The 23,624-nt window shown below is 58.0% G+C and carries 20 protein-coding genes; 8 read left to right on the forward strand and 12 right to left on the reverse strand.

Features of this window, described 5'->3' with window-relative positions:
• Window positions 1-19: 19 nt before the first annotated feature.
• From OK411_RS01170 to mnmG, 4 genes are read right to left on the reverse strand one after another with little or no spacing between them, the layout of a single operon-like run.
• Window positions 20-892, reverse strand: coding sequence for a ParB/RepB/Spo0J family partition protein (locus OK411_RS01170; protein WP_007960777.1), 873 nt, complete (start codon window positions 890-892; stop codon window positions 20-22).
• A 9-nt stretch (window positions 893-901) separates the two neighbouring features.
• Window positions 902-1,699, reverse strand: a complete 798-nt coding sequence (locus OK411_RS01175; protein WP_016772400.1) for a ParA family protein — start codon at window positions 1,697-1,699, stop codon at window positions 902-904.
• Between the two features lie 18 nt (window positions 1,700-1,717).
• The gene (gene rsmG, locus OK411_RS01180; RefSeq protein ID WP_016772399.1) at window positions 1,718-2,362 is read right to left on the reverse strand and encodes a 16S rRNA (guanine(527)-N(7))-methyltransferase RsmG; all 645 of its coding nucleotides are present in this window, start codon (window positions 2,360-2,362) and stop codon (window positions 1,718-1,720) included.
• Window positions 2,359-4,257 carry a tRNA uridine-5-carboxymethylaminomethyl(34) synthesis enzyme MnmG gene (gene mnmG, locus OK411_RS01185; RefSeq protein WP_123441913.1) on the reverse strand — a complete coding sequence of 633 codons (1,899 nt, stop codon included), beginning with the start codon at window positions 4,255-4,257 and terminating at the stop codon, window positions 2,359-2,361. The genes rsmG and mnmG overlap by 4 nt, the downstream gene beginning before the upstream one ends.
• Window positions 4,258-4,826: 569 nt before the next feature.
• On the opposite strand from mnmG, the gene OK411_RS01190 reads away from it, so the two are divergent.
• The 3 genes from OK411_RS01190 (at window position 4,827) to OK411_RS01200 (ending at window position 8,834) form a co-directional block, all read left to right on the forward strand.
• On the forward strand, window positions 4,827-5,333 hold the full coding sequence (locus OK411_RS01190) for a sigma-70 family RNA polymerase sigma factor (RefSeq protein ID WP_122506312.1): 507 nt from the start codon (window positions 4,827-4,829) through the stop codon (window positions 5,331-5,333).
• Window positions 5,333-6,280, forward strand: a complete 948-nt coding sequence (locus tag OK411_RS01195) for a FecR domain-containing protein (protein WP_264364299.1) — start codon at window positions 5,333-5,335, stop codon at window positions 6,278-6,280. Before OK411_RS01190 ends, OK411_RS01195 begins: the two co-directional genes overlap by 1 nt.
• Before the next feature lie 118 nt (window positions 6,281-6,398).
• Window positions 6,399-8,834 carry a TonB-dependent siderophore receptor gene (locus tag OK411_RS01200; protein WP_264364300.1) on the forward strand — a complete coding sequence of 812 codons (2,436 nt, stop codon included), beginning with the start codon at window positions 6,399-6,401 and terminating at the stop codon, window positions 8,832-8,834.
• Between the two features lie 42 nt (window positions 8,835-8,876).
• Here OK411_RS01200 and mnmE read toward each other — a convergent pair whose 3' ends face one another.
• The 5 genes from mnmE to rpmH form a co-directional block, all read right to left on the reverse strand.
• A complete protein-coding gene (gene mnmE, locus OK411_RS01205; protein WP_073470817.1) occupies window positions 8,877-10,244 on the reverse strand; it encodes a tRNA uridine-5-carboxymethylaminomethyl(34) synthesis GTPase MnmE in 1,368 nt (455 codons plus the stop codon).
• A gap of 81 nt (window positions 10,245-10,325) precedes the next feature.
• The gene (yidC, locus tag OK411_RS01210) at window positions 10,326-12,005 is read right to left on the reverse strand and encodes a membrane protein insertase YidC (RefSeq protein ID WP_071173916.1); all 1,680 of its coding nucleotides are present in this window, start codon (window positions 12,003-12,005) and stop codon (window positions 10,326-10,328) included.
• Window positions 12,006-12,007: 2 nt separating this feature from the next.
• Complete coding sequence (gene yidD / locus OK411_RS01215; protein ID WP_027901580.1) at window positions 12,008-12,253, reverse strand: membrane protein insertion efficiency factor YidD; 246 nt, start codon at window positions 12,251-12,253, stop codon at window positions 12,008-12,010.
• Entirely contained in the window at window positions 12,246-12,647 is a 402-nt protein-coding gene (gene rnpA, locus OK411_RS01220) for a ribonuclease P protein component (RefSeq protein ID WP_024014946.1), read from the reverse strand. The genes yidD and rnpA overlap by 8 nt, the downstream gene beginning before the upstream one ends.
• A gap of 16 nt (window positions 12,648-12,663) precedes the next feature.
• The gene (gene rpmH / locus OK411_RS01225) at window positions 12,664-12,798 is read right to left on the reverse strand and encodes a 50S ribosomal protein L34 (RefSeq protein ID WP_003213577.1); all 135 of its coding nucleotides are present in this window, start codon (window positions 12,796-12,798) and stop codon (window positions 12,664-12,666) included.
• 566 nt (window positions 12,799-13,364) lie between these two features.
• Between rpmH and dnaA the strand changes: the two genes are divergently transcribed.
• The 4 genes from dnaA to gyrB are packed head-to-tail and all read left to right on the forward strand — an operon-like array spanning window position 13,365 to window position 19,572.
• Window positions 13,365-14,888, forward strand: coding sequence for a chromosomal replication initiator protein DnaA (gene dnaA / locus OK411_RS01230; protein ID WP_024014947.1), 1,524 nt, complete (start codon window positions 13,365-13,367; stop codon window positions 14,886-14,888).
• A gap of 39 nt (window positions 14,889-14,927) precedes the next feature.
• Window positions 14,928-16,031 (forward strand): DNA polymerase III subunit beta, encoded by a 1,104-nt coding sequence (gene dnaN, locus OK411_RS01235; RefSeq protein ID WP_016772390.1) that lies wholly within the window; start codon window positions 14,928-14,930, stop codon window positions 16,029-16,031.
• Between the two features lie 14 nt (window positions 16,032-16,045).
• Window positions 16,046-17,149, forward strand: coding sequence for a DNA replication/repair protein RecF (recF, locus tag OK411_RS01240; protein WP_016772389.1), 1,104 nt, complete (start codon window positions 16,046-16,048; stop codon window positions 17,147-17,149).
• A gap of 5 nt (window positions 17,150-17,154) precedes the next feature.
• Window positions 17,155-19,572: a DNA topoisomerase (ATP-hydrolyzing) subunit B gene (gene gyrB, locus OK411_RS01245; RefSeq protein ID WP_024014948.1), complete on the forward strand. Its 2,418-nt coding sequence runs from the start codon at window positions 17,155-17,157 to the stop codon at window positions 19,570-19,572.
• A gap of 57 nt (window positions 19,573-19,629) precedes the next feature.
• Here the strand turns inward: gyrB and OK411_RS01250 are convergent, their stop codons facing one another.
• On the reverse strand, window positions 19,630-20,349 hold the full coding sequence (locus tag OK411_RS01250) for a response regulator transcription factor (RefSeq protein WP_024014949.1): 720 nt from the start codon (window positions 20,347-20,349) through the stop codon (window positions 19,630-19,632).
• 164 nt (window positions 20,350-20,513) lie between these two features.
• On the opposite strand from OK411_RS01250, the gene OK411_RS01255 reads away from it, so the two are divergent.
• A complete protein-coding gene (locus OK411_RS01255) occupies window positions 20,514-22,049 on the forward strand; it encodes a sensor histidine kinase (RefSeq protein ID WP_264364301.1) in 1,536 nt (511 codons plus the stop codon).
• A 170-nt stretch (window positions 22,050-22,219) separates the two neighbouring features.
• Here the strand turns inward: OK411_RS01255 and OK411_RS01260 are convergent, their stop codons facing one another.
• Both OK411_RS01260 and gmhB read right to left on the reverse strand, forming a co-directional pair.
• Window positions 22,220-22,999, reverse strand: coding sequence for a lysophospholipid acyltransferase family protein (locus OK411_RS01260; RefSeq protein ID WP_071173920.1), 780 nt, complete (start codon window positions 22,997-22,999; stop codon window positions 22,220-22,222).
• An 83-nt stretch (window positions 23,000-23,082) separates the two neighbouring features.
• Complete coding sequence (gene gmhB, locus OK411_RS01265) at window positions 23,083-23,622, reverse strand: D-glycero-beta-D-manno-heptose 1,7-bisphosphate 7-phosphatase (RefSeq protein WP_172834008.1); 540 nt, start codon at window positions 23,620-23,622, stop codon at window positions 23,083-23,085.
• Window positions 23,623-23,624: the final 2 nt, after the last annotated feature.

Genomic DNA, 23,624 nt, shown 5'->3' on the forward strand with positions numbered 1-23,624 from the left:
CGCTACATGAGGAAATGTTTCAGCGGATGTGTGCGAGCACACCTTGAAGCTCGTCGAGCGAGTTATAACCAATCACCAATTGGCCCTTGCCCTTCTTGCCATGGCGAATCTGCACCGCAGAGCCTAGGCGCTCGGCCAGACGCTGCTCGAGGCGAGCGATGTCCGGGTCGGGTTTTGCAGCTTCCACAGGCTCCGGTTTGCCACTCAACCACTGGCGAACCAGTGCCTCGGTTTGGCGCACAGTCAGCCCTCGTGCGACAACGTGTCGCGCCCCTTCGACCTGCTGATTGTCCGGCAGACCGAGCAAGGCACGCGCGTGACCCATTTCCAGGTCACCGTGCGACAGCATCGTCTTGATCACTTCAGGCAGTGCAATAAGTCGCAACAGGTTAGCCACAGTCACCCGCGACTTACCCACAGCCTCGGCGACCTGCTGCTGAGTCAGCTGGAATTCCTGCTGCAAGCGCTGCAGGGCCACCGCTTCTTCGATCGGATTGAGATCTTCGCGCTGGATGTTCTCGATCAGCGCAATCGCAATGGCGGTTTCATCCGGCACATCGCGGACCATCGCCGGGATGGTTTCCTGCCCGGCCTGCTGACTGGCGCGCCAGCGGCGTTCACCGGCAATGATCTCAAAACGACCGCCGCCAATCGGGCGTACCACGATCGGCTGCATCACGCCCTGAGCCTTGATCGACTGCGCCAGCTCTTCCAGGGCCTGCGGGTCCATGTCGCGGCGCGGCTGATATTTGCCGCGCTGCAGCAGGTCCAGCGGCAAGTGTTGCAGTTCGCGGGTGTCGGCCTGCGCGGCTTGTTCTTCCAGCGCGCTGACCGTCGGACCACTCAGCAGTGCATCCAGTCCACGTCCGAGACCTCGTTTCTTGACGGCCATGGGGATTCCTTAAGTTGGCTGAGCAGCAGCAATGCGTGAATTTTTGCGCTGACGACGAACCATCTCGCCCGCCAGAGCCAGATAGGCCAGAGCGCCACGCGATTGCTTGTCGTAAGCCAGCGCCGGCATGCCGTAGCTCGGTGCTTCGGCCAGGCGGATGTTGCGCGGGATCACCGTGTCGTACAGCTGATCGCCGAAGTGCTCCTTGAGCTGCGCCGAAACATCGTTCATCAGGCTCAGGCGCGGGTCGTACATGGTCCGCAGCAGGCCTTCAACTTTCAGGTTCGGATTGAGCAGTTCAGCGATGCGCTTGATGTTATCCACAAGGTCGCTCAAACCTTCCAGCGCAAAGTATTCGCACTGCATGGGAATAATCACCCCGTCAGCGGCGACCAGTGCATTGAGTGTGAGCATCGACAGCGACGGTGGGCAGTCGATCAGAATGTAATCGTAGTTGTCACGGATCGGCGCCAGCGCGCTGCGCAGACGGCTTTCCTTCATCTGCATTTCCAGCAGCACCACTTCGGCCGCGGTCAGATCGCGGTTGGCCGGCAGCAGTTGATAACCGCCGTGCTCGGAGAAGTGCATGGCCTGGCCGAGGTCGCATTCACCGATCAGCAGATCGTAGACCGAGTTTTCCAGACCATGTTTATCCACACCGCTACCCATGGTGGCGTTGCCCTGTGGATCGAGATCGATCAACAGCACCCGGCGCTTGGTCGCGACCAGGGATGCTGCGAGGTTGATGCAGGTGGTGGTTTTGCCCACACCACCCTTCTGGTTCGCTATCGCGAATACCTTAGCCATTCTTGCTTGTGTTCCCAATCATGCCGTGCGGCGCAGTATCAGCAGATGGCGTTGGCCTTGGCAACCGGGGACGGCCAGGGCGTGTTCGCTATCGAGTTTGAAATCTGCCGGCAATGCTACCAGCTCATCGGCCGGATGAACGCCCTTCATTGCCAGCCAGCGTGTATCGGCATCGCCCAAGTGGCGAGTCCAGTTGGTGAAGTTTTCCATGCTGCTGAATGCCCGGGAAATGATCCCGTTGAATGGCTGCGCAGGCTGGAAGGCTTCGACGCGACTGTGGATAACTTGCAGGTTATCCAGCTTCAGCTCCAGTTTGACCTGAGTCAGGAAGCGGGTTTTCTTGCCGTTGCTGTCCAGACAGGTCACCTGCGAGTCCGGATACAGGATCGCCAGCGGGATACCAGGCATGCCACCGCCACTGCCGACATCGAGCCAGCGACCGTTTTCGATAAACGACATCACGCTGAGACTATCGAGCAAGTGCCGCGAAACCATTTCATCAGGATCGCGCACGGCGGTCAGGTTGTAGGCCTGGTTCCATTTGATCAACAGGGCCAGATAACCCAGCAGCAATTCGTGCTGGGTTTCTGTGAGATTGACACCGAGCTCGCGGGCTCCTGTGGATAACTCTTCGGCGTGTTGCGAAGTGACCTTGGCACTCAAGCGCTTTGCTCCAACTGACGGCCCGCGCCGCGTTTTTTCAAATGAATCATCAACAGCGAAATCGCTGCCGGGGTCACGCCCGGGATCCGCGAAGCCTGGCCCAGCGTTTCGGGACGTGTGGCGCCGAGCTTGCTCTGGATCTCTTTGGACAGACCGGAGATGTTGGTGTAATCGATATCCACAGGCAATTTCGTGTCTTCGCTGGCGCGCAGACGGGCGATCTCGTCCTGTTGGCGGTCGATGTAACCGGCGTATTTGGTCTTGATCTCGACCTGCTCGGCGACCTGTGGATCTTCGGCGCCCTGCCCGGTCACTTCGACCAGACCGGCGTAATCGATTTCCGGACGGCTCAACAGGTTGAGCAAGTTGTATTCGTGGGTCAGCGGCGTGCCGAATTTCTCGGCAATCGCATCGCCCTGCGGGGTGTTCGGCCGCACCCAAGTGCTTTTCAGGCGCTGTTCTTCAAGCTCGATGCTTTCGCGTTTCTTGCAGAAGGCCGCCCAGCGCGCGTCATCGACCAGACCGAGCTCGCGACCTTTTTCGGTAAGACGCAGGTCGGCGTTGTCTTCGCGCAGAATCAGGCGGTACTCGGCTCGGGACGTGAACATGCGGTACGGCTCTTGGGTGCCGAGGGTGATCAGGTCGTCGACCAGAACGCCGATGTACGCTTCATCGCGGCGCGGACACCAGGCTTCTTTGCCCTTCGCGCGCAGTGCAGCGTTGGCCCCGGCGAGCAGCCCTTGAGCGCCAGCTTCTTCGTAACCGGTGGTGCCGTTGATCTGCCCGGCGAAAAACAGACCGCCGATGACTTTGGTTTCCAGGCTGTACTTCAGGTCGCGCGGATCGAAGTAGTCGTACTCGATCGCATAACCCGGACGCACGATGTGTGCGTTTTCCATGCCGCGGATCGATTGCACGATCTGCAATTGCACGTCGAACGGCAGGCTTGTGGATATCCCGTTCGGATACAGCTCATGGGTGGTCAGACCTTCCGGTTCGATGAACACCTGATGGCTTTCCTTGTCGGCAAAGCGATGAATCTTGTCTTCGATCGACGGGCAATAACGCGGGCCGACGCCTTCGATCTCCCCGGCAGCGGAATACATCGGCGAACGATCGAGGTTCGCCGCGATGATTTCGTGGGTACGCGCATTGGTATGGGTAATCCAGCAACTGACCTGGCGCGGATGCTGCTCCTTGCTGCCCATGAACGACATCACCGGGATCGGAGTGTCACCCGGCTGCTCGGTCATCACCGAGAAATCCACAGATTTGCCATCAATACGCGGCGGTGTACCGGTTTTCAGGCGCCCGACACGCAATGGCAACTCACGCAGACGGTGGGCCAGAGCAATCGACGGTGGATCACCGGCGCGACCGCCGGAGAAATTCTGCAAACCGATGTGGATAAGTCCGCCGAGGAAGGTACCGGTGGTCAACACCACGGAATCGGCGAAGAAACGCAGCCCCATCTGTGTAACCACACCACGGACTTGCTCCTGCTCGACGATCAGGTCGTCAGCAGCCTGTTGAAATATCCACAGGTTCGGCTGGTTTTCCAGGATTTCGCGAACAGCTGCCTTGTAGAGAATCCGGTCGGCTTGTGCACGGGTGGCCCGTACGGCCGGACCCTTGCGGCTGTTCAACACGCGAAACTGGATGCCGCCCTTATCGGTAGCCATGGCCATCGCGCCGCCGAGGGCGTCGATTTCCTTGACCAGGTGGCTTTTGCCGATGCCGCCGATGGCCGGGTTACAGCTCATGGCACCGAGGGTTTCCACGTTATGCGTCAGCAACAGGGTTTTTGCCCCCATGCGTGCTGACGCCAGTGCTGCCTCGGTACCGGCATGACCGCCGCCGATGACGATCACTTCAAAACGGGAAGGGAAATCCACCACGCACCTCGTGCCTGCTTAAGTAGGTCATTCAGGAAATATTGAAACCAGGTTTCTGGACCTGGTCGGCAAGTATAGGGACTTCGCCCTTTCTAAAGAACCCTTTGCACAAAATTTAACCAGCTGTGGAGAACTCGAGGTTAAAAGAATAAAAAAGAGAGAAATTTATAAAACCTTTGTTTTTATGTTTATTCTTACTGAACCACCTTTCTGTGGATAGATCGCTACATGCCTTATTTTTCAAGGTGTACAGAGATTCAAAACTCTGTGCTCATGTGGCAATGAGGCCATTGGATAACCAGTTTAAGCCTGTGGATGAATAGGGTGGTTATCCACAGTGCCGGTTATATTCAGTTTTCAACCCCATTTATCAACTGCCCTCAGTGGCAGTTATTCACAGGGCTTAATCCACAGAAAAGCGCCAACAAGGCTTTTTCCGGACGCAAAAAAAGCGCCAGCGAAGGATCGGTGACGCTTGGCAAGCCAAGGGCAGGAAAATGAAAAGGCTATTGTGAGAGGACGTAACAGAGGCTAATAATAGCCATTATCATTAACTCGTCAGTTTTCCCATGTCCCTACCCGCCCACACCGCTGCGATCGAGCGAATCTACGAGCAACATCATTCGTGGCTATATGGTTGGCTCAAGGGCAGACTGCACAACGCCTGCGATGCAGCCGATGTGGCGCATGACACGTTTTTGCGAGTTCTGACGGCGCGCAATGCAGCTCATATTCGTGAGCCGAGGGATTACCTGACGACCATTGCACGCGGGCTGGTCATCGATCGTTATAGACGCAGGGCCATTGAAAGCGCTTATCTGCAGGCCCTCGCAGCTCGGCCGGAAGCGACGACCGTCAGCGAAGAAGACAGAGCGCTGATCATTGAAACCCTGGTTGCTGTGGATAAAGCATTGACCGGATTGGGCACGCGCACACGGCAGATCTTCATGCTTTCGCAAGTCGACGGACTGACTTATCAACAGATCGCTGTGCAATTGGAGGTTTCGCTGACCACAGTGAAAAAACACATGGTTCGCGCCCTGACTGAATGCGCGCTGATCATGGCGCAACCATGATGGCCGTCGCTGCAGACCGTCAGGTCTTCGAAACTGCCGCCAGCTGGTATGTGCAGTTTCAATCCCAGCCACCGAGCCCTGCCGAACAGAAAGCCTGGCAGTTGTGGATAGACAGCGATCCGGCGCATCTGGCGGCGTGGAACCAGATGGAACAATTACAGCGCCACCTCGGTACGCTGCCGCAGGATCTGAAACGACGTGCGCTCAATAGCGGCCAACAAAGACGCCAGGTACTCAAACTGCTGTTGCTTGCGGCGGGAACAGGTTTCGTTGGCTGGAACGTTCAACGCCACACCTGCCTCGGCAACGTCTGGGCCGACTATAAAACCGGTGTAGGTCAGCGTCGCACCATCAGCCTGGCCGATGGCAGCCAGGTCCAGCTCAACACCGACTCGGCCATTGATGTCTCTTTCGATGCAGCACAACGCCTGATCCAACTGCGTGCCGGTGAAATCCTCGTCCAAACCGGCAAGCTTGGCGATCAGCGGCCGTTCTATGTGCAAACCCGTGACGGGCGGATCCATGCATTAGGCACCCGGTTCTCGGTGCATCAGATGCGGAACTCAACCCGGGTCGGCGTACTGGAGGATCGAGTCAGCGTTCAACCTGCGCAGTCATCCAGTGCTGCGCTCATCCTGAACGCAGGCGAAGGCGCGGATTTCGACAGTCGGCACATCGGCCTCAGGCATCCCTTCCAGTCATCAGAAGTGGCCTGGATCAGCGGTCAGTTGATCGTTCTCGATGCGCGCCTGGGCGATGTCATCACAGAGTTGGGGCGCTATCGCAGCGGTGTATTGCACTGTGATCGCCGCGCTCGGGATCTGCGGGTCTCCGGGACCTTCCGGCTCGATTCGACCGACGCAGTGCTGGCCAATCTCAAGGCTTCGTTGCCGATCAACGTCCGCTATTTCAGTCGTTACTGGGTCTCGATCAGCCACAACGTTTGATCAAAAAAACGCCTGGGAAAAATAATCGCAAACAGGGTTATCTTTTTGCGTCCTGAGCCGGCCCTACAGGTAATCGCGATCAACGCGGCTCTTCGCCACCTTCAGGGCTAATCCACACATGCGTCTTCCCACGTTCCGTCAGCGCTTTTCTCCACACTGCATTGCATACAGCTTATTGATGGCCAGCACTGCGTCCTGTCTGGTGATCAGCAACAGCGCCTTCGCGGCGTCGACATCCAAGCGCTTCGCCATTGCCGCCGGCCCGCTGGATAGTGCCTTGAGCCAGTTCGCCGCTACCGCCAATGTGATTCTGTCGTTCTCGCCGCAGCAGACCAGCCGCTTGCGCAGTGCCGGGCTGAACGGCGACTTCAGCGTCGAACAAGGTTTCGCTCAATTGCTGCAAGGCTCGGGTTTACAGGCAGTGCCACAAGCACCCGGCAGTTTCATTCTGCAGAACGTGCCCAACGGTGACTCCCTGGAACTGGCGCCGACCAACATCAATGCGCAGTTGGGCAATCCAATGAATCTCGATTACGCCGCCGACGTCGGCTACAAGGCGCAAAACAGCCGGATCGGTACGAAAACCAGTACGCCGCTGTCGGAAACACCGCGTTCGGTGTCAGTGGTGACCGGGCAGCGGATCAGAGATCAGAAATCCCAGACACTCACCGACGTACTCGGCTACGTGCCGGGGATCTTCGCCCCACCTTTTGCCGCCGGCGACAGCTTGGCTGGCGACCTGTTCTATATCCGTGGTTTCAACGCCACCGATTACGGCTACGGTTTGCTGCGCGATGGACTGCGCGTGCAGGGCAATCGCTATGACACCAGCACCGAGCCGTACGGACTTGAGCGGGTCGAGGTGTTCCGTGGCCCGTCTTCGCTGCTGTATGGCGAAAATGCGCCAGGCGGTCTGGTCAATCTGGTCAGCAAACGCCCGACCGCCGCGCCTCAGGGCGAAGTGCAACTGGGCTATGGCTCGAACAATCGCCGGCAAATCGGCGTAGATGTCTCCGGCCAGCTCAATGACAGCGGCAACGTTCTCGGACGCGTGGTGATGCTGGGACGCAAATCCGATACCCAGACCGATCACGTGCCTGACGACCGGATTTATATCGCCCCTTCGCTGACCCTGAATTTCGACGATTTCAATACGCTGACGCTGCTGGCCAACTACCAGAAAGACCACACCAACATGGAGCTTGGCCTGCCGGCCGCCGGCACGTTGCTGAGCAATCCCAACGGCCAGCTATCCAAAGACACCATGCTCGGTGACCCGGACTGGAATACCTTCGAACGGGAAACCTGGAGCACCGGTTACGAGTTCAGCCACTCGTTCAACGATGACTGGCAGTTCCGCCAGAACTCGCGCTACATGCAGTCGCGCATCACTCGCCACGAAACCTGGCCGGGCAATCTGAACAACGCCGGTTTCGGCACGCGGTTGAACGTGACCGCCTACGATCGCTTCAACAAATCCATGGTGTATTCGCTGGATAACCAGCTCGAAGGCAAGTTCCAGGCGGGTAATCTGGAAAACACCGTGCTGTTTGGCGCCAGCTACGATCGCACCTCGTTCAACCAGGACTGGAATGCCGGCATTGTCGGGCCGATCGACGTCTACAATCCGGTTTACCTGCGTGATCCGACCACGCCGATTGCCGTGCAGAACACTTTGCTCGAGCAGCAGATGAAGGGTGTTTATGCACAGATCCAGAGCAAGTACGACCACTGGCTGTTCTTGCTTGGCGGGCGTCAAGACTGGGTCGACAGCGATTTTCGCGACAAGGTGGCCCAAGGCAGCAATATCAGCTCCGAGGACAAGAAGTTCACCTATCAGGGCGGCGTGATGTATCAGTTCGACAACGGCATGACGCCGTATGTCAGCTACTCCACGGCGTTCGTGCCGGTGCAGCAGATTTCCAACGCCGGAGCGCCGCTTGATCCGATCACCAGCAGCCAGTACGAAGTGGGTTTGAAGTACGAACCGATTGGCTGGGACACCGCTTTCACCGCTTCGGTGTATGACCTGCGCAAGAAGGACGACACCTATTTCGATGCAACGACTTCGACCTATCGCCAAGTGGGTGAAAGCCGCGCCAAGGGCGTCGAGCTGGAACTAAACAGCAACCTGACGCAGAACCTGAATGTCACGGCGGCCTATACCTACACCGACGCGAAGATCACCAAGGATGCAGCAACATCGTTGGTCAAAGGCCATCAAATGACCGGCGTGCCGCGTAATCAGGCCTCGGTCTGGGCGAAATATCGCTTCCTCGACAGTGATTTGAAAGGCTTGTATGTCGCCGGTGGCGTGCGCTATTTCGACAGTGCGTTTGCCTACACTTCGCCTTCTCTATACGGAAAGCTGGATGCCGGAGACGTTACATTGGTCGACGCGGCTGTTGGATATCAGATCGACACACACTGGAGTGTCGATCTGAATGCGAAGAACCTGTTCGACAAGGAATATGTGTCGGGATGCAACGACGCCGGCCGCTGTTACTGGGGCGAGGATCGTACTTTGCTCGGTACGGTGTCCTATAACTGGTGAACAAAAAAGGGGCTGCGGATGAATTATCCACAGCCCCTTCTTTTATTTGCCGATGCAGAAGCTGGAGAAAATCCTTCCGAGCAAATCATCAGAGCTGAACGCCCCGGTAATTTCACCCAGGGAATGCTGAGCCTGGCGCAGATCTTCGGCGAGCAATTCGCCTGCACCGGCCAGGGTCAGTTGCGCGCGGCCATGTTCCAGTGCCGCGCTGGCGTGACGCAGTGCTTCCAGATGCCGGCGACGTGCGCTGAAGCTGCTTTCCGAAGTCTGCTCGTAACCCATGCACGCCTTGAGGTGGTCCCGCAGCAGATCGAGGCCTTCGGCGGACTTGGCGCTGAGACTGATGGTCACGTGGCCGTCGTCACTGGTCTCCAGCGAAACCGCTTCACCGGTCAGATCGGCTTTGTTCCGGATCAGGGTGACCTTCGCCGGGTCCGGTCGATACTCGAGAAATTCTGGCCACAAGGCAAAAGGATCCAGTGCCTCTGGTGCGGTCGCATCGACCACCAGTAAAACCCGATCCGCTTCACCAATGGCTTTCAAGGCTCGTTCAACACCGATCTTTTCCACATGATCGTCCGTGTCCCGCAGGCCTGCGGTATCGACAACGTGTAACGGCATGCCGTCGATGTGGATATGCTCGCGCAGGATATCCCGCGTGGTGCCGGCAATCTCGGTAACGATGGCAGCCTCGCGACCGGCCAAGGCATTCAACAGGCTGGATTTACCGGCATTCGGCCGGCCTGCGATGACGACGGTCATGCCATCACGCAATAACGCGCCCTGCCCCGCTTCGCGCAATACTGTGGATAACTCATCGCGTACTTTGTCGAGCATGCTCAATACATGGCCGTCGGCGAGAAAGTCGATTTCCTCTTCCGGGAAGTCGATGGCGGCTTCAACGTAGATACGCAAACCGATCAGTTGCTCGGTCAGGTTATGCACACGCTGGGAAAACGCACCCTGCAATGAACGCAGCGCATTGCGCGCAGCCTGTGCAGAACTGGCTTCGATCAAATCGGCGATTGCCTCCGCCTGGGCCAGATCGAGTTTGTCATTGAGGAAGGCGCGCTCGCTGAATTCCCCAGGACGGGCCAGACGACAACCCAGTTCCAGGCAGCGCTTGAGCAACATGTCCAGCACGATCGGGCCGCCGTGGCCTTGGAGTTCCAGCACGTCTTCGCCGGTGAACGAGTTCGGCCCCGGAAAATATAAAGCCAGACCTTCGTCCAGCACTTGCTGGTCGTCACTGAAAAACGGCCCGTAATGGGCGTAACGCGGTTTCAGTTCTCGGCCGCTGATGGCTTTTGCCGCCACGCTGGCCAACGGCCCGGAAATACGGACGATGCCCACACCGCCGCGCCCTTGAGCGGTGGCGACAGCGGCGATGGTTTCACGGGGTGTGCTCATAAAGCGGCATCCAGACAAAAGTGGCAGATAGCAAAACGCCCCACTAGGGGGCGTTTTGAGTGGTGTTATCCACAGTGCAAGTTACGCCTCGGCTTTTTTCGTCGCCGCTTCGATCTTACGCGTGATGTACCACTGTTGTGCAATCGACAGGCAGTTGTTCACAACCCAGTACAGCACCAGACCCGCCGGGAACCACAGGAAGAAGAAGGTGAAGATGATTGGCATCATTTTCATGACCTTCGCCTGCATCGGATCCGGAGGCGTCGGGTTCAGCTGCTGCTGGATGAACATGGTTGCGCCCATGATGATCGGCAGAATGAAGAACGGATCCTTGATCGACAGGTCAGTGATCCACAGCATGAACGGCGCCTGACGCATTTCCACGCTTTCCAGCAGAACCCAGTACAGCGACAGGAAGACCGGCATCTGCACGAGGATCGGCAAGCAGCCGCCCAGTGGATTGATCTTCTCTTTCTTGTACAGCTCCATCATGGCTTGCGACATTTTCTGCCGGTCATCGCCATGTTGCTCTTTCAGCGCAGCCAGTTTCGGAGCCACGGCACGCATGCGCGCCATCGATTTGTAGCTGGCGGCCGACAGCGGGAAGAAAATCCCTTTGATCAGCATGGTCAGGAAGATGATCGACCAGCCCCAGTTACCGACAATGGCGTGGATGTGTTGCAGCAGCCAGAAGATCGGCTGGGCAATGAACCACAGAATGCCGTAGTCGACGGTCAGTTCCAGACCTGGGGACAACTCTTTCAGCACAGCCTGGCTTTTCGGACCGGCGTACAGCACAGCGCTGGTTTCAACTTTTGCACCTGGAGCAGCGGTCAGAGTAGGACCGGTGTAACCGATGATGTAGTTGCCTTTGCTATCTTTACGGGTCTGGACGATATTGTTTTCGCCCTTGGCCGGAATCCACGCGGTCACGAAGTAGTGCTGCAGCCAGGCTACCCAACCACCGGTGACGGTTTCCTTGAGCTGCGCCTTGTCCATGTCCTTCATCGACACTTTCTTGTACGGCTCGGAACTTGTCCACAGGGCAGCGCCCAGGTAAGTCGCGGTGCCAGTAGCAGTGGTCGACGAAGGATCAGCGCTGGCATCGCGCTTCAACTGGGCAAACATTGCGCCGTTCCAGGGCTGAGCGCTCTGGTTATCCACAATGTAGGAGACAGCAACGTCGTACAGGCCACGTTTCAGGGTGAAACGCTTGATGTAGTTGACGCCGTCCTTGCTGAATTTCAGGTCAACGACGAGTTGATCCTGACCGTCAGCCAGTTGGTAAACCTTCTTCTCCGAGGAATAAACCGGACGACCGGCCGGGTTTGCATCCGGGCCGTTGGTACCGATCAGACCGCTTTGCGCCAGATATACACGCTCGCCGCCGTTATCGAACAGCTGGAACGGAACGTCAGGACGATCCTGACGACGTGGATACAAAGGCAGAGTCAGTTGCGCAACGTCGCCACCCTGCGGATCGATCGCCAGATCGAGCACATCGGTCTTGACCTGAATCAGATCCTTGCTGGCGGCGACCGGCGTTTCGGCAGGGGCGCTGGTATCGCTGGCGGCGCGCGGAATATCGTCACTGGCAGCATTTGTGCCAGTGGCGGTGTCCGGCAAACCGGATGTAGTCGTACTGGAAGCAACATTCTGAGTCGGCAGGGCAGCCTGGCCATAATCCTGGTTCCATTTAAGAACCATGACGTAGGACACGATTGCCAGGGCGACGATCAGGATCGTGCGTTTGATATCCATGATTACTCGGCCATCGAAGAAGAACGGGAGGTAGGGACAGGTGGAACCGGGTCATAACCACCGGGATTCCACGGATGACAGCGACCTAAACGACGAAAGGTCAGCCAGCCACCGCGCAGAAGGCCATGATTTTCAATGGCTTCATACGCGTAGCAGGAACAACTGGGGTAGAAGCGACAGTGGCTGGCCATTAAAGGACTAATGGCATAGCGATAAAACTGGATCGGAACGAGGGCCAGTTTACGCATCGGTACTGTCTACCCCTACAGTTTCGGTTTTGACTGCCGGAACGGGCTTGTTGCGTGCCAGACGCTTCCAGAGTTTGCCGAAATGCTGAATCAATTCGGGGTTTTCTACATCACCCAAACCTTTGCGCGCGACGATAACGATGTCCCAGCCGACCAGTGAATCCTGGTGCAGACGGAACGATTCGCGCATCAGACGTTTGAGGCGATTGCGCTCAACGGAGAGCTTTACGCTCTTTTTCCCGATAACCAGCCCGAGACGGGGGTGATCAAGATCGTTGTTGCGTGCAAGGAGCAGGAGATTTTTCCCCGGAACCTTGCCGGTAGGGGAGTCAAAGACTGCCTTGAAATGCCGGGGGGTAAGCAGACGCTTTTCCCGACTGAAGTCCTGACTCACCTCCAGTACCGGATTATCAAACTGCCAGACGCGCACGACCTTTGGCGCGACGACGCGACAGGACTGCGCGGCCGTTCTTGGTAGCCATGCGAGCACGGAAACCGTGGGTACGAGCGCGTTTGATAGTGCTTGGTTGGAAAGTACGTTTCATGTCGTGTTACCTGGTTCGTCCACAACGGGCCGGAATGGCCCCCGTTTTAAGAGACCGGGGATTCTAGAGAAAGCAAGCCTTCAGGTCAATTTCCAACCAGCGTTTCCTTATAAATAGATCCGGGCAGGTTTTTAGCTTGAACGCCTGTCAGCCAGATATAGAAATAAAGAAGGGAATTATTTAAAGCTTTTCTGTAAAGCTTGTAAAAGCTAGACACGCCATCTTCTGTGGATAACTGCCATGATGCCTTATTCCACGGGATGTACAGAGAATGACAACTACAGTGGAAAACCGTGTTCAGCCTGTGCTGCGCTATCGGATAAGCTGTGCGTGGAATGGCCTGTTATCCACAGGCTGGTTATCCACCGGGTTTAGCCCCCAGTTGTCCAGTGCCCTCAGAGGCGTTTATCCACAGGGCTTATTCACATGCCGTTGGTCGCCTTTTAATGCGTTAACGCGTTGATAAATGATGGTGACGAACCTACCTGCATGTGGATAAGTGAATCGCTCGCCGCTACAATGGCCGCTTGTTTTTGCCTCACCGGCTTTCAACTTAGGGGATATCCGTGTCAGTGGAACTTTGGCAGCAGTGCGTGGAGCTTTTGCGCGAAGAGCTGCCTGCCCAACAATTCAACACCTGGATCCGTCCACTACAGGTCGAAGCCGAAGGCGACGAGTTGCGCGTCTACGCACCGAATCGTTTCGTGTTGGACTGGGTCAACGAAAAGTACCTGGGCCGCGTCCTTGAACTGCTGGATGAGCACGGCAATGGTTCGACGCCGGCGCTGTCCTTGTTAATAGGCAGCAAACGCAGCTCGGCACCTCGTGCTGCACCCAATGCGCCGCTGGCGGCCGCGCAGGTTGCTCAGGCGCAGGCCAATAATGTGCCAGCGAGCAATCCGGCACCGACGCCAGCCCCTGCTCCGGCCAAGCGTTCCACACAAAAAGCCGCTGAAGTCAGTGAAGAACCTTCCCGCGACAGCTTCGACCCGATGGCGGGCGCTGCTTCGCAGCAGGCCCCGGTTCGCGCCGAGCAGCGCACCGTGCAGGTAGAAGGTGCGCTCAAGCACACCAGTTACCTGAATCGCACGTTCACCTTCGAAAACTTCGTTGAAGGTAAATCCAACCAGCTCGCCCGTGCGGCGGCCTGGCAGGTGGCGGACAATCCCAAGCACGGTTACAACCCGCTGTTCCTCTATGGCGGCGTCGGCCTGGGTAAAACCCACTTGATGCACGCGGTGGGCAACCATCTATTAAAGAAGAATCCGAATGCCAAGGTCGTGTACCTGCATTCCGAGCGCTTTGTGGCCGACATGGTCAAGGCGTTGCAACTGAACGCCATCAACGAATTCAAGCGTTTCTACCGGTCGGTGGACGCCTTGCTGATCGACGATATTCAGTTCTTCGCTCGCAAGGAGCGTTCCCAGGAAGAGTTTTTCCACACCTTCAACGCGTTGCTTGAAGGTGGTCAGCAGGTCATTCTCACCAGTGACCGCTACCCGAAAGAAATCGAAGGCCTTGAAGAACGCCTCAAATCCCGCTTCGGTTGGGGCCTGACGGTTGCCGTCGAGCCGCCGGAACTGGAAACCCGCGTGGCGATCCTGATGAAGAAGGCCGATCAGGCCAAAGTCGAGTTGCCTCACGATGCCGCGTTCTTCATTGCCCAGCGCATTCGCTCCAACGTCCGTGAGCTGGAAGGTGCGCTGAAACGCGTAATCGCCCACTCGCACTTCATGGGCCGCGACATCACCATCGAGCTGATCCGCGAATCCCTGAAAGACTTGCTGGCGTTGCAGGACAAACTGGTCTCTGTGGATAACATTCAGCGCACCGTCGCCGAGTATTACAAGATCAAGATTTCCGACCTGCTGTCCAAGCGCCGTTCGCGCTCGGTGGCTCGTCCGCGTCAGGTGGCCATGGCGTTGTCCAAGGAACTGACCAACCACAGCCTGCCGGAAATCGGCGATGTGTTTGGCGGCCGCGACCACACCACCGTGTTGCACGCCTGCCGCAAGATCAACGAACTTAAGGAATCCGACGCGGACATCCGCGAGGACTACAAGAACCTGCTGCGTACACTGACCACTTGATGAACACCAGCGCAGCTTATTAAGGCAAGGGACTAGACCATGCATTTCACCATTCAACGCGAAGCCCTGTTGAAACCCCTGCAACTGGTCGCAGGCGTCGTCGAGCGCCGACAGACCTTGCCGGTACTGTCCAACGTGCTGTTGGTCGTCGAAGGCCAGCAACTGTCGCTGACCGGTACCGACCTGGAAGTCGAGCTGGTCGGTCGTGTGCAACTCGAAGAGCCGGCCGAAACGGGCTCGATCACCGTGCCGGCGCGCAAACTGATGGACATCTGCAAGAGCCTGCCCAACGACGCGCTCATCGACATCAAGGTCGACGAGCAGAAGCTGGTGGTGAAGGCCGGCCGTAGCCGCTTCACCCTGTCGACCCTGCCGGCCAACGACTTCCCGACTGTTGAAGAAGGCCCGGGCTCGCTGACGTGCAGCCTGGAGCAGAGCAAACTGCGTCGCTTGATCGAACGCACCAGCTTCGCCATGGCCCAGCAGGACGTGCGTTATTACCTCAACGGCATGTTGCTGGAAGTTTCCGCTGGTGTGATCCGCGCCGTGGCCACCGACGGTCACCGTTTGGCGATGTGCTCGATGCAGGCCGATATCGGTCAGCCGGATCGTCATCAGGTGATCGTACCGCGCAAAGGTATCCTCGAACTGGCGCGTCTGCTCACCGAGCCGGACGGCAATGTCAGCATCGTCCTCGGTCAGCATCACATCCGCGCCACCACGGGCGAGTTCACTTTCACCTCGAAACTGGTCGACGGTAAATTCCCGGATTACGAGCGCGTCCTGCCGAAAGGTGGCGACAAACTGGTACTCGGCGATCGTCAGGCATTGCGTGAAGCCTTCAGCCGTACGGCGATTCTGTCCAACGAGAAGTACCGCGGTATCCGTCTGCAGCTGGCCAGCGGTCAGTTGAAGATCCAGGCCAACAACCCGGAGCAGGAAGAAGCTGAAGAAGAAGTGGGCGTTGAGTACAACGGCGGCTCGCTGGAGATCGGTTTCAACGTCAGCTATTTGCTCGACGTGCTGGGCGTGATGACCACCGAGCAGGTTCGCCTGATCCTGTCCGACTCCAACAGCAGTGCGCTGGTGCAAGAGTCCGACAATGACGACTCGGCTTACGTTGTCATGCCGATGCGTCTGTAATCAGCTGATCCTGAATGTCGTTAAGTCGTGTTTCGGTCACCGCGGTGCGCAATCTGCACCCGGTGACCTTCTCCCCCTCCCCCCGCATCAACATTCTTTACGGCGCCAACGGCAGCGGCAAAACCAGTGTTCTGGAAGCCATTCATCTGCTGGGGCTTGCCCGTTCGTTTCGCAGCACGCGGCTGTTGCCGGTCATTCAGTACGAACAGCTCGCCTGTACTGTATTTGGTCAGGTTGAGCTGGCTGAAGGCGGACACAGTGCGCTGGGGATTTCTCGCGACCGTCAGGGCGAGTTCCAGATTCGCATCGATGGCCAGAACGCCCGTAGCGCTGCGCAGCTTGCGGAGATCCTGCCGTTGCAGTTGATCAACCCGGACAGCTTCCGTCTGCTGGAAGGCGCGCCGAAGATTCGCCGGCAGTTTCTCGACTGGGGTGTGTTCCACGTCGAACCGCGTTTCATGGCCACTTGGCAGCGTTTGCAGAAGGCGCTGCGCCAGAGAAACTCCTGGCTGCGGCATGGTACACTTGACGCCGTTTCGCAAGCGGTTTGGGACAGGGAACTGTGCCAGGCCAGCGCTGAAATCGATGAATACCGCCGCGCTTACATCACAGCCTTGAAACCGGTCTTCGAACAGACCTTGAGCGAACTGGTTGAGCTCGAGGGTTTGACGCTCAGCTATTACCGAGGCTGGGACAAGGACCGCGAATTGAGCGCCGTACTCGCCGGTTCCGTGCAACGGGACCAGCAGATGGGGCACACCCAGGCCGGACCGCAACGAGCTGATTTGCGTCTCAGATTGGGCGCACACAATGCCGCGGACATCCTGTCCCGGGGTCAGCAGAAGCTTGTGGTCTGTGCACTACGGATTGCCCAAGGGCACCTGGTCAGCCAGGCCCGCCGCGGACAGTGTATTTATCTGGTGGATGACTTGCCGTCCGAGCTGGACGAGAGCCACCGTCGCGCGCTGTGCCGCTTGCTGGAAGACTTACGCTGCCAGGTGTTCATCACCTGTGTAGATCACGAATTACTGAGGGAAGGCTGGCAGACGGAAACGCCAGTCGCTTTGTTCCACGTGGAACAGGGCCGTATCACCCAGACCCACGACCATCGGGAGTGAAGGCATTGAGCGAAGAAAATACGTACGACTCAACGAGCATTAAAGTGCTGAAAGGCCTGGATGCCGTACGCAAACGTCCCGGTATGTACATTGGTGACACCGACGATGGCAGCGGTCTGCACCACATGGTGTTCGAGGTGGTCGACAATTCGATCGACGAAGCCCTCGCCGGCCATTGCGACGACATCAGCATCATCATCCACCCGGACGAATCCATCACCGTTAAAGACAACGGTCGCGGCATCCCGGTAGACGTGCATAAAGAGGAAGGCGTTTCCGCCGCAGAGGTCATCATGACCGTCCTCCACGCTGGCGGTAAGTTCGACGACAACTCCTACAAGGTTTCCGGCGGTCTGCACGGTGTAGGTGTTTCGGTAGTGAACGCACTGTCCGAAGAGCTGGTCCTGACAGTTCGCCGCAGTGGCAAGATCTGGGAACAGACCTACGTCCACGGTGTGCCTCAGGCACCGATGGCCATCGTTGGCGACAGCGAAACCACCGGTACCCAGATTCACTTCAAGGCTTCCAGCGAAACCTTCAAGAATATTCACTTCAGCTGGGACATCCTCGCCAAGCGCATTCGTGAACTGTCCTTCCTCAACTCCGGTGTCGGCATCGTCCTCAAGGACGAGCGCAGCGGCAAGGAAGAGCTGTTCAAGTACGAAGGCGGCCTGCGTGCATTCGTTGAATACCTGAACACCAACAAGACTGCGGTCAATCAGGTGTTCCACTTCAACATTCAGCGTGAAGACGGCATCGGCGTGGAAATCGCCCTGCAGTGGAACGACAGCTTCAACGAGAACCTGTTGTGCTTCACCAACAATATTCCGCAGCGCGACGGCGGCACCCACCTGGTGGGCTTCCGCTCGGCACTGACGCGTAACCTGAACAACTACATCGAGCAGGAAGGTCTGGCGAAGAAGCACAAAGTCGCCACCACCGGTGACGATGCCCGTGAAGGCCTCACCGCGATCATTTCGGTGAAGGTGCCGGATCCGAAGTTCAGCTCGCAGACCAAAGACAAGCTGGTGTCTTCCGAAGTGAAGACTGCGGTGGAACAGGAGATGGGCAAATACTTCTCCGACTTCCTCCTGGAGAACCCGAACGAAGCCAAGCTGGTAGTCGGCAAGATGATCGACGCCGCCCGTGCCCGTGAAGCCGCGCGCAAGGCCCGTGAGATGACCCGCCGCAAAGGCGCGCTGGACATCGCCGGCCTGCCGGGCAAACTCGCTGACTGCCAGGAAAAAGATCCGGCGCTGTCCGAACTGTACCTGGTGGAAGGTGACTCCGCGGGCGGTTCTGCCAAGCAGGGACGTAACCGCAAGACCCAGGCGATCCTGCCGTTGAAGGGCAAGATCCTCAACGTCGAGAAAGCGCGTTTCGACAAGATGATCTCTTCCCAGGAAGTGGGCACGCTGATCACCGCGCTGGGCTGCGGCATCGGTCGCGAAGAGTACAACATCGACAAGCTGCGCTATCACAACATCATCATCATGACCGATGCTGACGTCGACGGTTCGCACATCCGCACCCTGCTGCTGACCTTCTTCTTCCGTCAACTGCCGGAGCTGATCGAGCGTGGCTATATCTACATCGCCCAGCCACCGCTGTACAAGGTCAAGAAAGGCAAGCAAGAGCAATACATCAAAGACGACGACGCCATGGAAGAGTACATGACGCAGTCGGCGCTTGAAGATGCAAGCCTGCACCTGAACGAAGAAGCCCCGGGCATTTCCGGTGAAGCGCTGGAACGTCTGGTCAATGACTTCCGCATGGTGATGAAAACTCTCAAGCGTCTGTCGCGCCTGTACCCACAGGAGCTGACCGAGCACTTCATCTACCTGCCGGCCGTCAGCCTTGAAACCCTGGGCGACCATGCAGCGATGCAAGAGTGGCTGGCGCAGTACGAAGTCCGCCTGCGCACCAACGAGAAGTCCGGCCTGGTCTACAAGGCCAGCCTGCGCGAAGACCGTGAACGTGGCGTCTGGCTGCCAGAGGTCGAACTGATCTCCCACGGCCTGTCGAACTATGTCACCTTCAACCGCGACTTCTTCGGCAGCAACGACTACAAAACCGTGGTCACCCTGGGCGCGCAACTGAGCACTCTGCTCGACGAAGGCGCTTACATCCAGCGTGGCGAACGCAAGAAAGCCGTTACCGAGTTCAAGGAAGCCCTCGACTGGCTGATGGCCGAAAGCACCAAGCGCCACACCATCCAGCGCTACAAAGGTCTGGGCGAAATGAACCCTGATCAGCTGTGGGAAACCACCATGGACCCAAGCGTGCGGCGCATGCTGAAAGTCACCATCGAAGACGCCATCGGTGCAGACCAGATCTTCAACACCCTGATGGGTGATGCGGTCGAACCTCGCCGGGACTTCATCGAGAGCAATGCACTGGCGGTTTCCAACCTGGATTTCTGATCCTGATTGCTACCCGCTCATGAAAAACCCCGGCCAATGCCGGGGTTTTTTTTTGCCTCACTCATTCCCAGTGCCGACACTCTCCAACCGATACCCATACCCATAAATCGTCAGCAACTGCCAACCCCGATCCGCTGTCAGCCCGAGCTTGTTGCGCAATCGGTAGATATGCGTATCCAGCGGCCGCGAGGAAGTCGTCTCTTCGTTCGGCCAGAAGCGCTCGTACAGATAATCCCGCGACAACGGTCGACCCAGGTTGCTGAACAGACACCGCGCCAGGCGGTATTCGCGTTCGGTCATGAGGATCGGTTTGCCTTCACGGGTGACGGTCAGTTCGGCGTCGTCGAAAGTCAGATCATGGAACGTCTGTACTTCGCCCGCCGCGCTGCGCGGTTGGCTATGCCGACGCAATACCGCAGCCACCCTCGCCTTCAACTCATTCGGGCGAAACGGCTTGCTGACATAATCGTCGGCCCCGGCATTCAAGGCTTGAACGATATCGCTCTCGCCGTCGCGGCTGGTGAGCATGATTGCAGCGGGTGGCGCGTCCATGTGTTCGCGGGTCCAGCGCAGCAGTGCCAGGCCCGTGAGATCAGGAAGTTGCCAATCGAGAATCAACAGGTCGAAGGTTTCCCGGCGCAACTGGCGCAACAAGTCTTCGCCGCGCTCGAAGCTGTGCAGTGACCACGGCTGTTCGCCAGCTTCGGCCATTTGCTCCAGGGTTTGCTCGACCCGGCGCAGTTCGGCGGGTTCGTCGTCCAGAATGGCAACGCGCATCGGCGGTGTTCCTTATCGCTGGGGCTGGGATGTCGACAATAGCGACTCCCCGGCCGCGATGAAAGAAGCAGCCCGTCGTTGGTCGACGTCCGCTATGATTCTTCGGGTCTACGCCTCAGACCTGAGACCTATGAAACCATTCCCACTGCCCTGCCCTGTGCCTCATGCATAACACTCAACGCCGACGTGAAAGTCGTGAGCCGAGCCAGGTCCAGCGTCTGTTCCGCCGGCTGGTGCGCGAGTGGTTGTGGATAAGTGTAGTGCTGTTGCCGCTGACTGCCTTGTTGTCTTATCGCGCCCAGATCAATCTGCACAATCCCTCGCCAGCGCCCGGCGCGCTGTTGTCCGTGGCGATGGTCGCCGGTGTGCTGGGATTATTGCTGTGGCGGCCGCGTTGGGCGCTGTGGGTCACCTTGATCGGCATGGCCTGTGCGCTGATAGCCAGCGCCCTCCTGGCCGAAGTCCGCTACTGGTGGTCGCCAACGCCAGCAGCCCTGGGGATGTTATTCGGTTACCTGATCTGGAACTGGCGACGCCTGAGCGTGGTGCTGACCTACTTCGGCTGGGAGCTGGCACGTCTGGACAGCGAACCGAAAGTCTTCCCTGAACGCCGCCGGACCCGCTTCACCGGTGCCGACCGTTTGCAGGGCCAGATCATGGCGCTCGAACAAGCCATGAGCCGCACCCGCGACACTCGGCGGTTCATTGCCGATGGCCTGGAATACCTGCCGGTGGCGACGCTGATCAGTGATCCGCTGGGCAAGATTCTGCTGGGCAATCGCAAGGCGCGCGAACTGTTCGAAGATTCGCTGGTGGGCGATGACGTACTCGAGCAACTGGCGCGGCTCGGCTATCCGGAATTATCCACAGCGCCGCGACCGCCGCTGGCCACCCTGCCGCTGCTGGAATTTCGCGATCACAAGGAACGCAGTCTGCGCCTGGAAAGAGCGGCGCTGCTGCCGGTCGACGGCGATACGCCGATCGGTTGGCTGCTCAGCCTGACGGACTTGAGTGCCGAGCGTGCGGCCGAGGAGCAGCGCGGCGTCCTGCTGCGTTTTCTTTCTCATGACCTGCGCGCGCCCCATTCGGCGATCCTCGCCCTGCTGGATGTGCATCGTCATCAGGCCGGCGCTGATGCGCCGTTGTTCGAGCAGATTGAGCGTCAGGTGCGCCGCGCACTGGATCTGACCGATGGTTTCGTCTTGTTGGCGCGGGCTGAGTCCGAGACCTACCAGTTCCGCCCGACATTATTCGCGATGCTGGTATTGGACGTCCTCGATCAGGCCCTGCCCATCGCCCAGCAGAAACGCATCGAGCTGCTCAACGAAGTTGACGAGGAATGTCAGGAGCGGCTGATTCTGGCCGATCAGGGATTGCTGACTCGCGCCCTGTTCAACCTGCTGGAAAACGCGATCAAGTACAGCCCGGCAGACAGCACGGTGCAACTGACGGTCAGCTGTGATGGGCAGTGGCTGCGCTGCGAATTGTCCGATCAGGGCAAGGGCATTGCCGCCGATGAATTGCCTGACCTGTTCAGCCAGTATCGGCGTTTCTCCTCCGCCCAGGGCATCGACGGTGTGGGCCTGGGTCTGTCGATGGTCAAAGCCGTGATTGATCATCATGGCGGCACAATCGAGTGTCGCAGCGTGGTCGACGCGGGAACCACATTCCGCATCGATTTGCCGCTGATTTCTGAATGAAAAAGAGGCACAAAAAAACCGGCTATAACGACCGGTTTTTTTACATCCGAATAAAACTTATGCACGGATTTAGTTCAACTTATCGATTTAAAAATATCGATTAAAATCAATAAGTTACAATACGATCACGGACTTTTGAAGCAAAAGCGTACACAGGTTATCCACAAAATTCAGACAGCCAGTTGATCACTCGCGGCCGGTGCCTGTGGCGCCGGTGGCAGCGAGCCCATATCGCGCTGGGTCTTCTCGTTCCACGCCTGCACACGGTCATTCAGATCAGCGATGGCGCGCGGCCCGCTGCCTTCGGCATACATCGGTTCGCCAATGACCACGGTGATCACTCCGGCCTGTTTGCCCCAGCCGATTTTTGGCCAGAATTTGCCGGCATTGTGTGCAATCGGCAGCACCGGAAGCGCCGCATTCACCGCCAATGCGCTGCCACTGCGGGAGAACTTCCCAACGGTGCCGTACGGGACTCGTGTCCCTTCCGGAAAGATCAGCACCCAGACGTTGTCCTTGAGCAGCTCGTCGCCTTTAGCCGCGACCTGTTTGAGCGCTGCCTTCGGGTTGTCGCGGTCGATGGCGATCGGGCGCAGCATGGCCATGGCCCAGCCGAAGAACGGCACGTAAAGCAATTCGCGCTTGAGCACTTGGCTCAATGGCGAGAAATAAGCGGAAAGAAAGAACGTCTCCCATGTGCTCTGGTGGTTCGATTGAATCACGCAGGGCCGGTCCGGCACGTTTTCCGCGCCTTTGATTTCGTAGCGGATGCCGAGGAAAACCTTGGTCAGCCACAGGGCGCAACGGCACCAGTACACGTTGATGAAACGATAGCGCGCCTTGAAGGACAGAAACGGCGCGATGAAAAAGCTCAGGCTGCACCACAGCAACGCTGTTGTGCCCAGCAGCAGATAGAAAAGAAAGATTCTGAAGGCCCGCAGTATCGACATGGCGACGGTTACCGTTACGGGGCAATGCCCGACTGTTCAAGCGCACTCCCGAGCAATCCCTGGCCAGGAAATTCAGAAGTACTCTAGTTGTGGATAAGTTCTGCGGCTATCGCCGCCAGATCGTCAAAAATCAGAGTGCCAACCGGCAGGGTTTTGCCCTGAGTCTTTTCGCCTTTCCCGGTCTTCACCAAAACTGGCTGTGAATCGACGGCTTTGGCGGCTTCCAGGTCACCAAGGCTGTCGCCGACGAACCAGACGTTGGTCAACGGCACCGTGTAATGCTCGGCAATGGCTTTCAGCATTCCCGGTTTCGGTTTGCGGCAATCGCAACCTTCGTCCGGGCCATGCGGGCAATACACGATCAGACCGACTTCGCCGCCCTGCGCCGCGACCAGCTCGCGCAGGCGCGCATGCATGGCCTCGAGGGTGGCGAGGTCGTAGTAGCCGCGAGCAATGCCCGACTGGTTGGTGGCCACCGCCACCGTCCAGCCGGCCTTGCTCAACTGCGCAATCGCTTCGATCGAACCGGGCAGCGGAATCCACTCCTCAACCGACTTGATGTAGGCATCGGAGTCGTAATTGATCACGCCGTCACGATCAAGAATCAGCAGTTTCAACAGCAATC

This window comes from Pseudomonas sp. RG1, from assembly GCF_025910115.1.
Classification (GTDB): domain Bacteria; phylum Pseudomonadota; class Gammaproteobacteria; order Pseudomonadales; family Pseudomonadaceae; genus Aquipseudomonas; species Aquipseudomonas atacamensis.

Excerpts from the sequence above, each read along its gene's own strand:
- mnmE (WP_073470817.1), bottom strand. The coding sequence starts at position 10,244 with ATGAGCACACCCCGTGAAACCATCGCCGCTGTCGCCACCGCTCAAGGG.
- OK411_RS01170 (WP_007960777.1), bottom strand. The coding sequence starts at position 892 with ATGGCCGTCAAGAAACGAGGTCTCGGACGTGGACTGGATGCACTGCTG.
- OK411_RS01175 (WP_016772400.1), bottom strand. The coding sequence starts at position 1,699 with ATGGCTAAGGTATTCGCGATAGCGAACCAGAAGGGTGGTGTGGGCAAA.
- yidD (WP_027901580.1), bottom strand. The coding sequence starts at position 12,253 with ATGCGTAAACTGGCCCTCGTTCCGATCCAGTTTTATCGCTATGCCATT.
- recF (WP_016772389.1), top strand. The coding sequence starts at position 16,046 with ATGTCGTTAAGTCGTGTTTCGGTCACCGCGGTGCGCAATCTGCACCCG.
- OK411_RS01260 (WP_071173920.1), bottom strand. The coding sequence starts at position 22,999 with ATGTCGATACTGCGGGCCTTCAGAATCTTTCTTTTCTATCTGCTGCTG.
- rpmH (WP_003213577.1), bottom strand. The coding sequence starts at position 12,798 with ATGAAACGTACTTTCCAACCAAGCACTATCAAACGCGCTCGTACCCAC.
- OK411_RS01195 (WP_264364299.1), top strand. The coding sequence starts at position 5,333 with ATGGCCGTCGCTGCAGACCGTCAGGTCTTCGAAACTGCCGCCAGCTGG.
- OK411_RS01200 (WP_264364300.1), top strand. The coding sequence starts at position 6,399 with ATGCGTCTTCCCACGTTCCGTCAGCGCTTTTCTCCACACTGCATTGCA.
- OK411_RS01250 (WP_024014949.1), bottom strand. The coding sequence starts at position 20,349 with ATGCGCGTTGCCATTCTGGACGACGAACCCGCCGAACTGCGCCGGGTC.
- dnaN (WP_016772390.1), top strand. The coding sequence starts at position 14,928 with ATGCATTTCACCATTCAACGCGAAGCCCTGTTGAAACCCCTGCAACTG.
- yidC (WP_071173916.1), bottom strand. The coding sequence starts at position 12,005 with ATGGATATCAAACGCACGATCCTGATCGTCGCCCTGGCAATCGTGTCC.
- OK411_RS01190 (WP_122506312.1), top strand. The coding sequence starts at position 4,827 with ATGTCCCTACCCGCCCACACCGCTGCGATCGAGCGAATCTACGAGCAA.
- OK411_RS01255 (WP_264364301.1), top strand. The coding sequence starts at position 20,514 with ATGCATAACACTCAACGCCGACGTGAAAGTCGTGAGCCGAGCCAGGTC.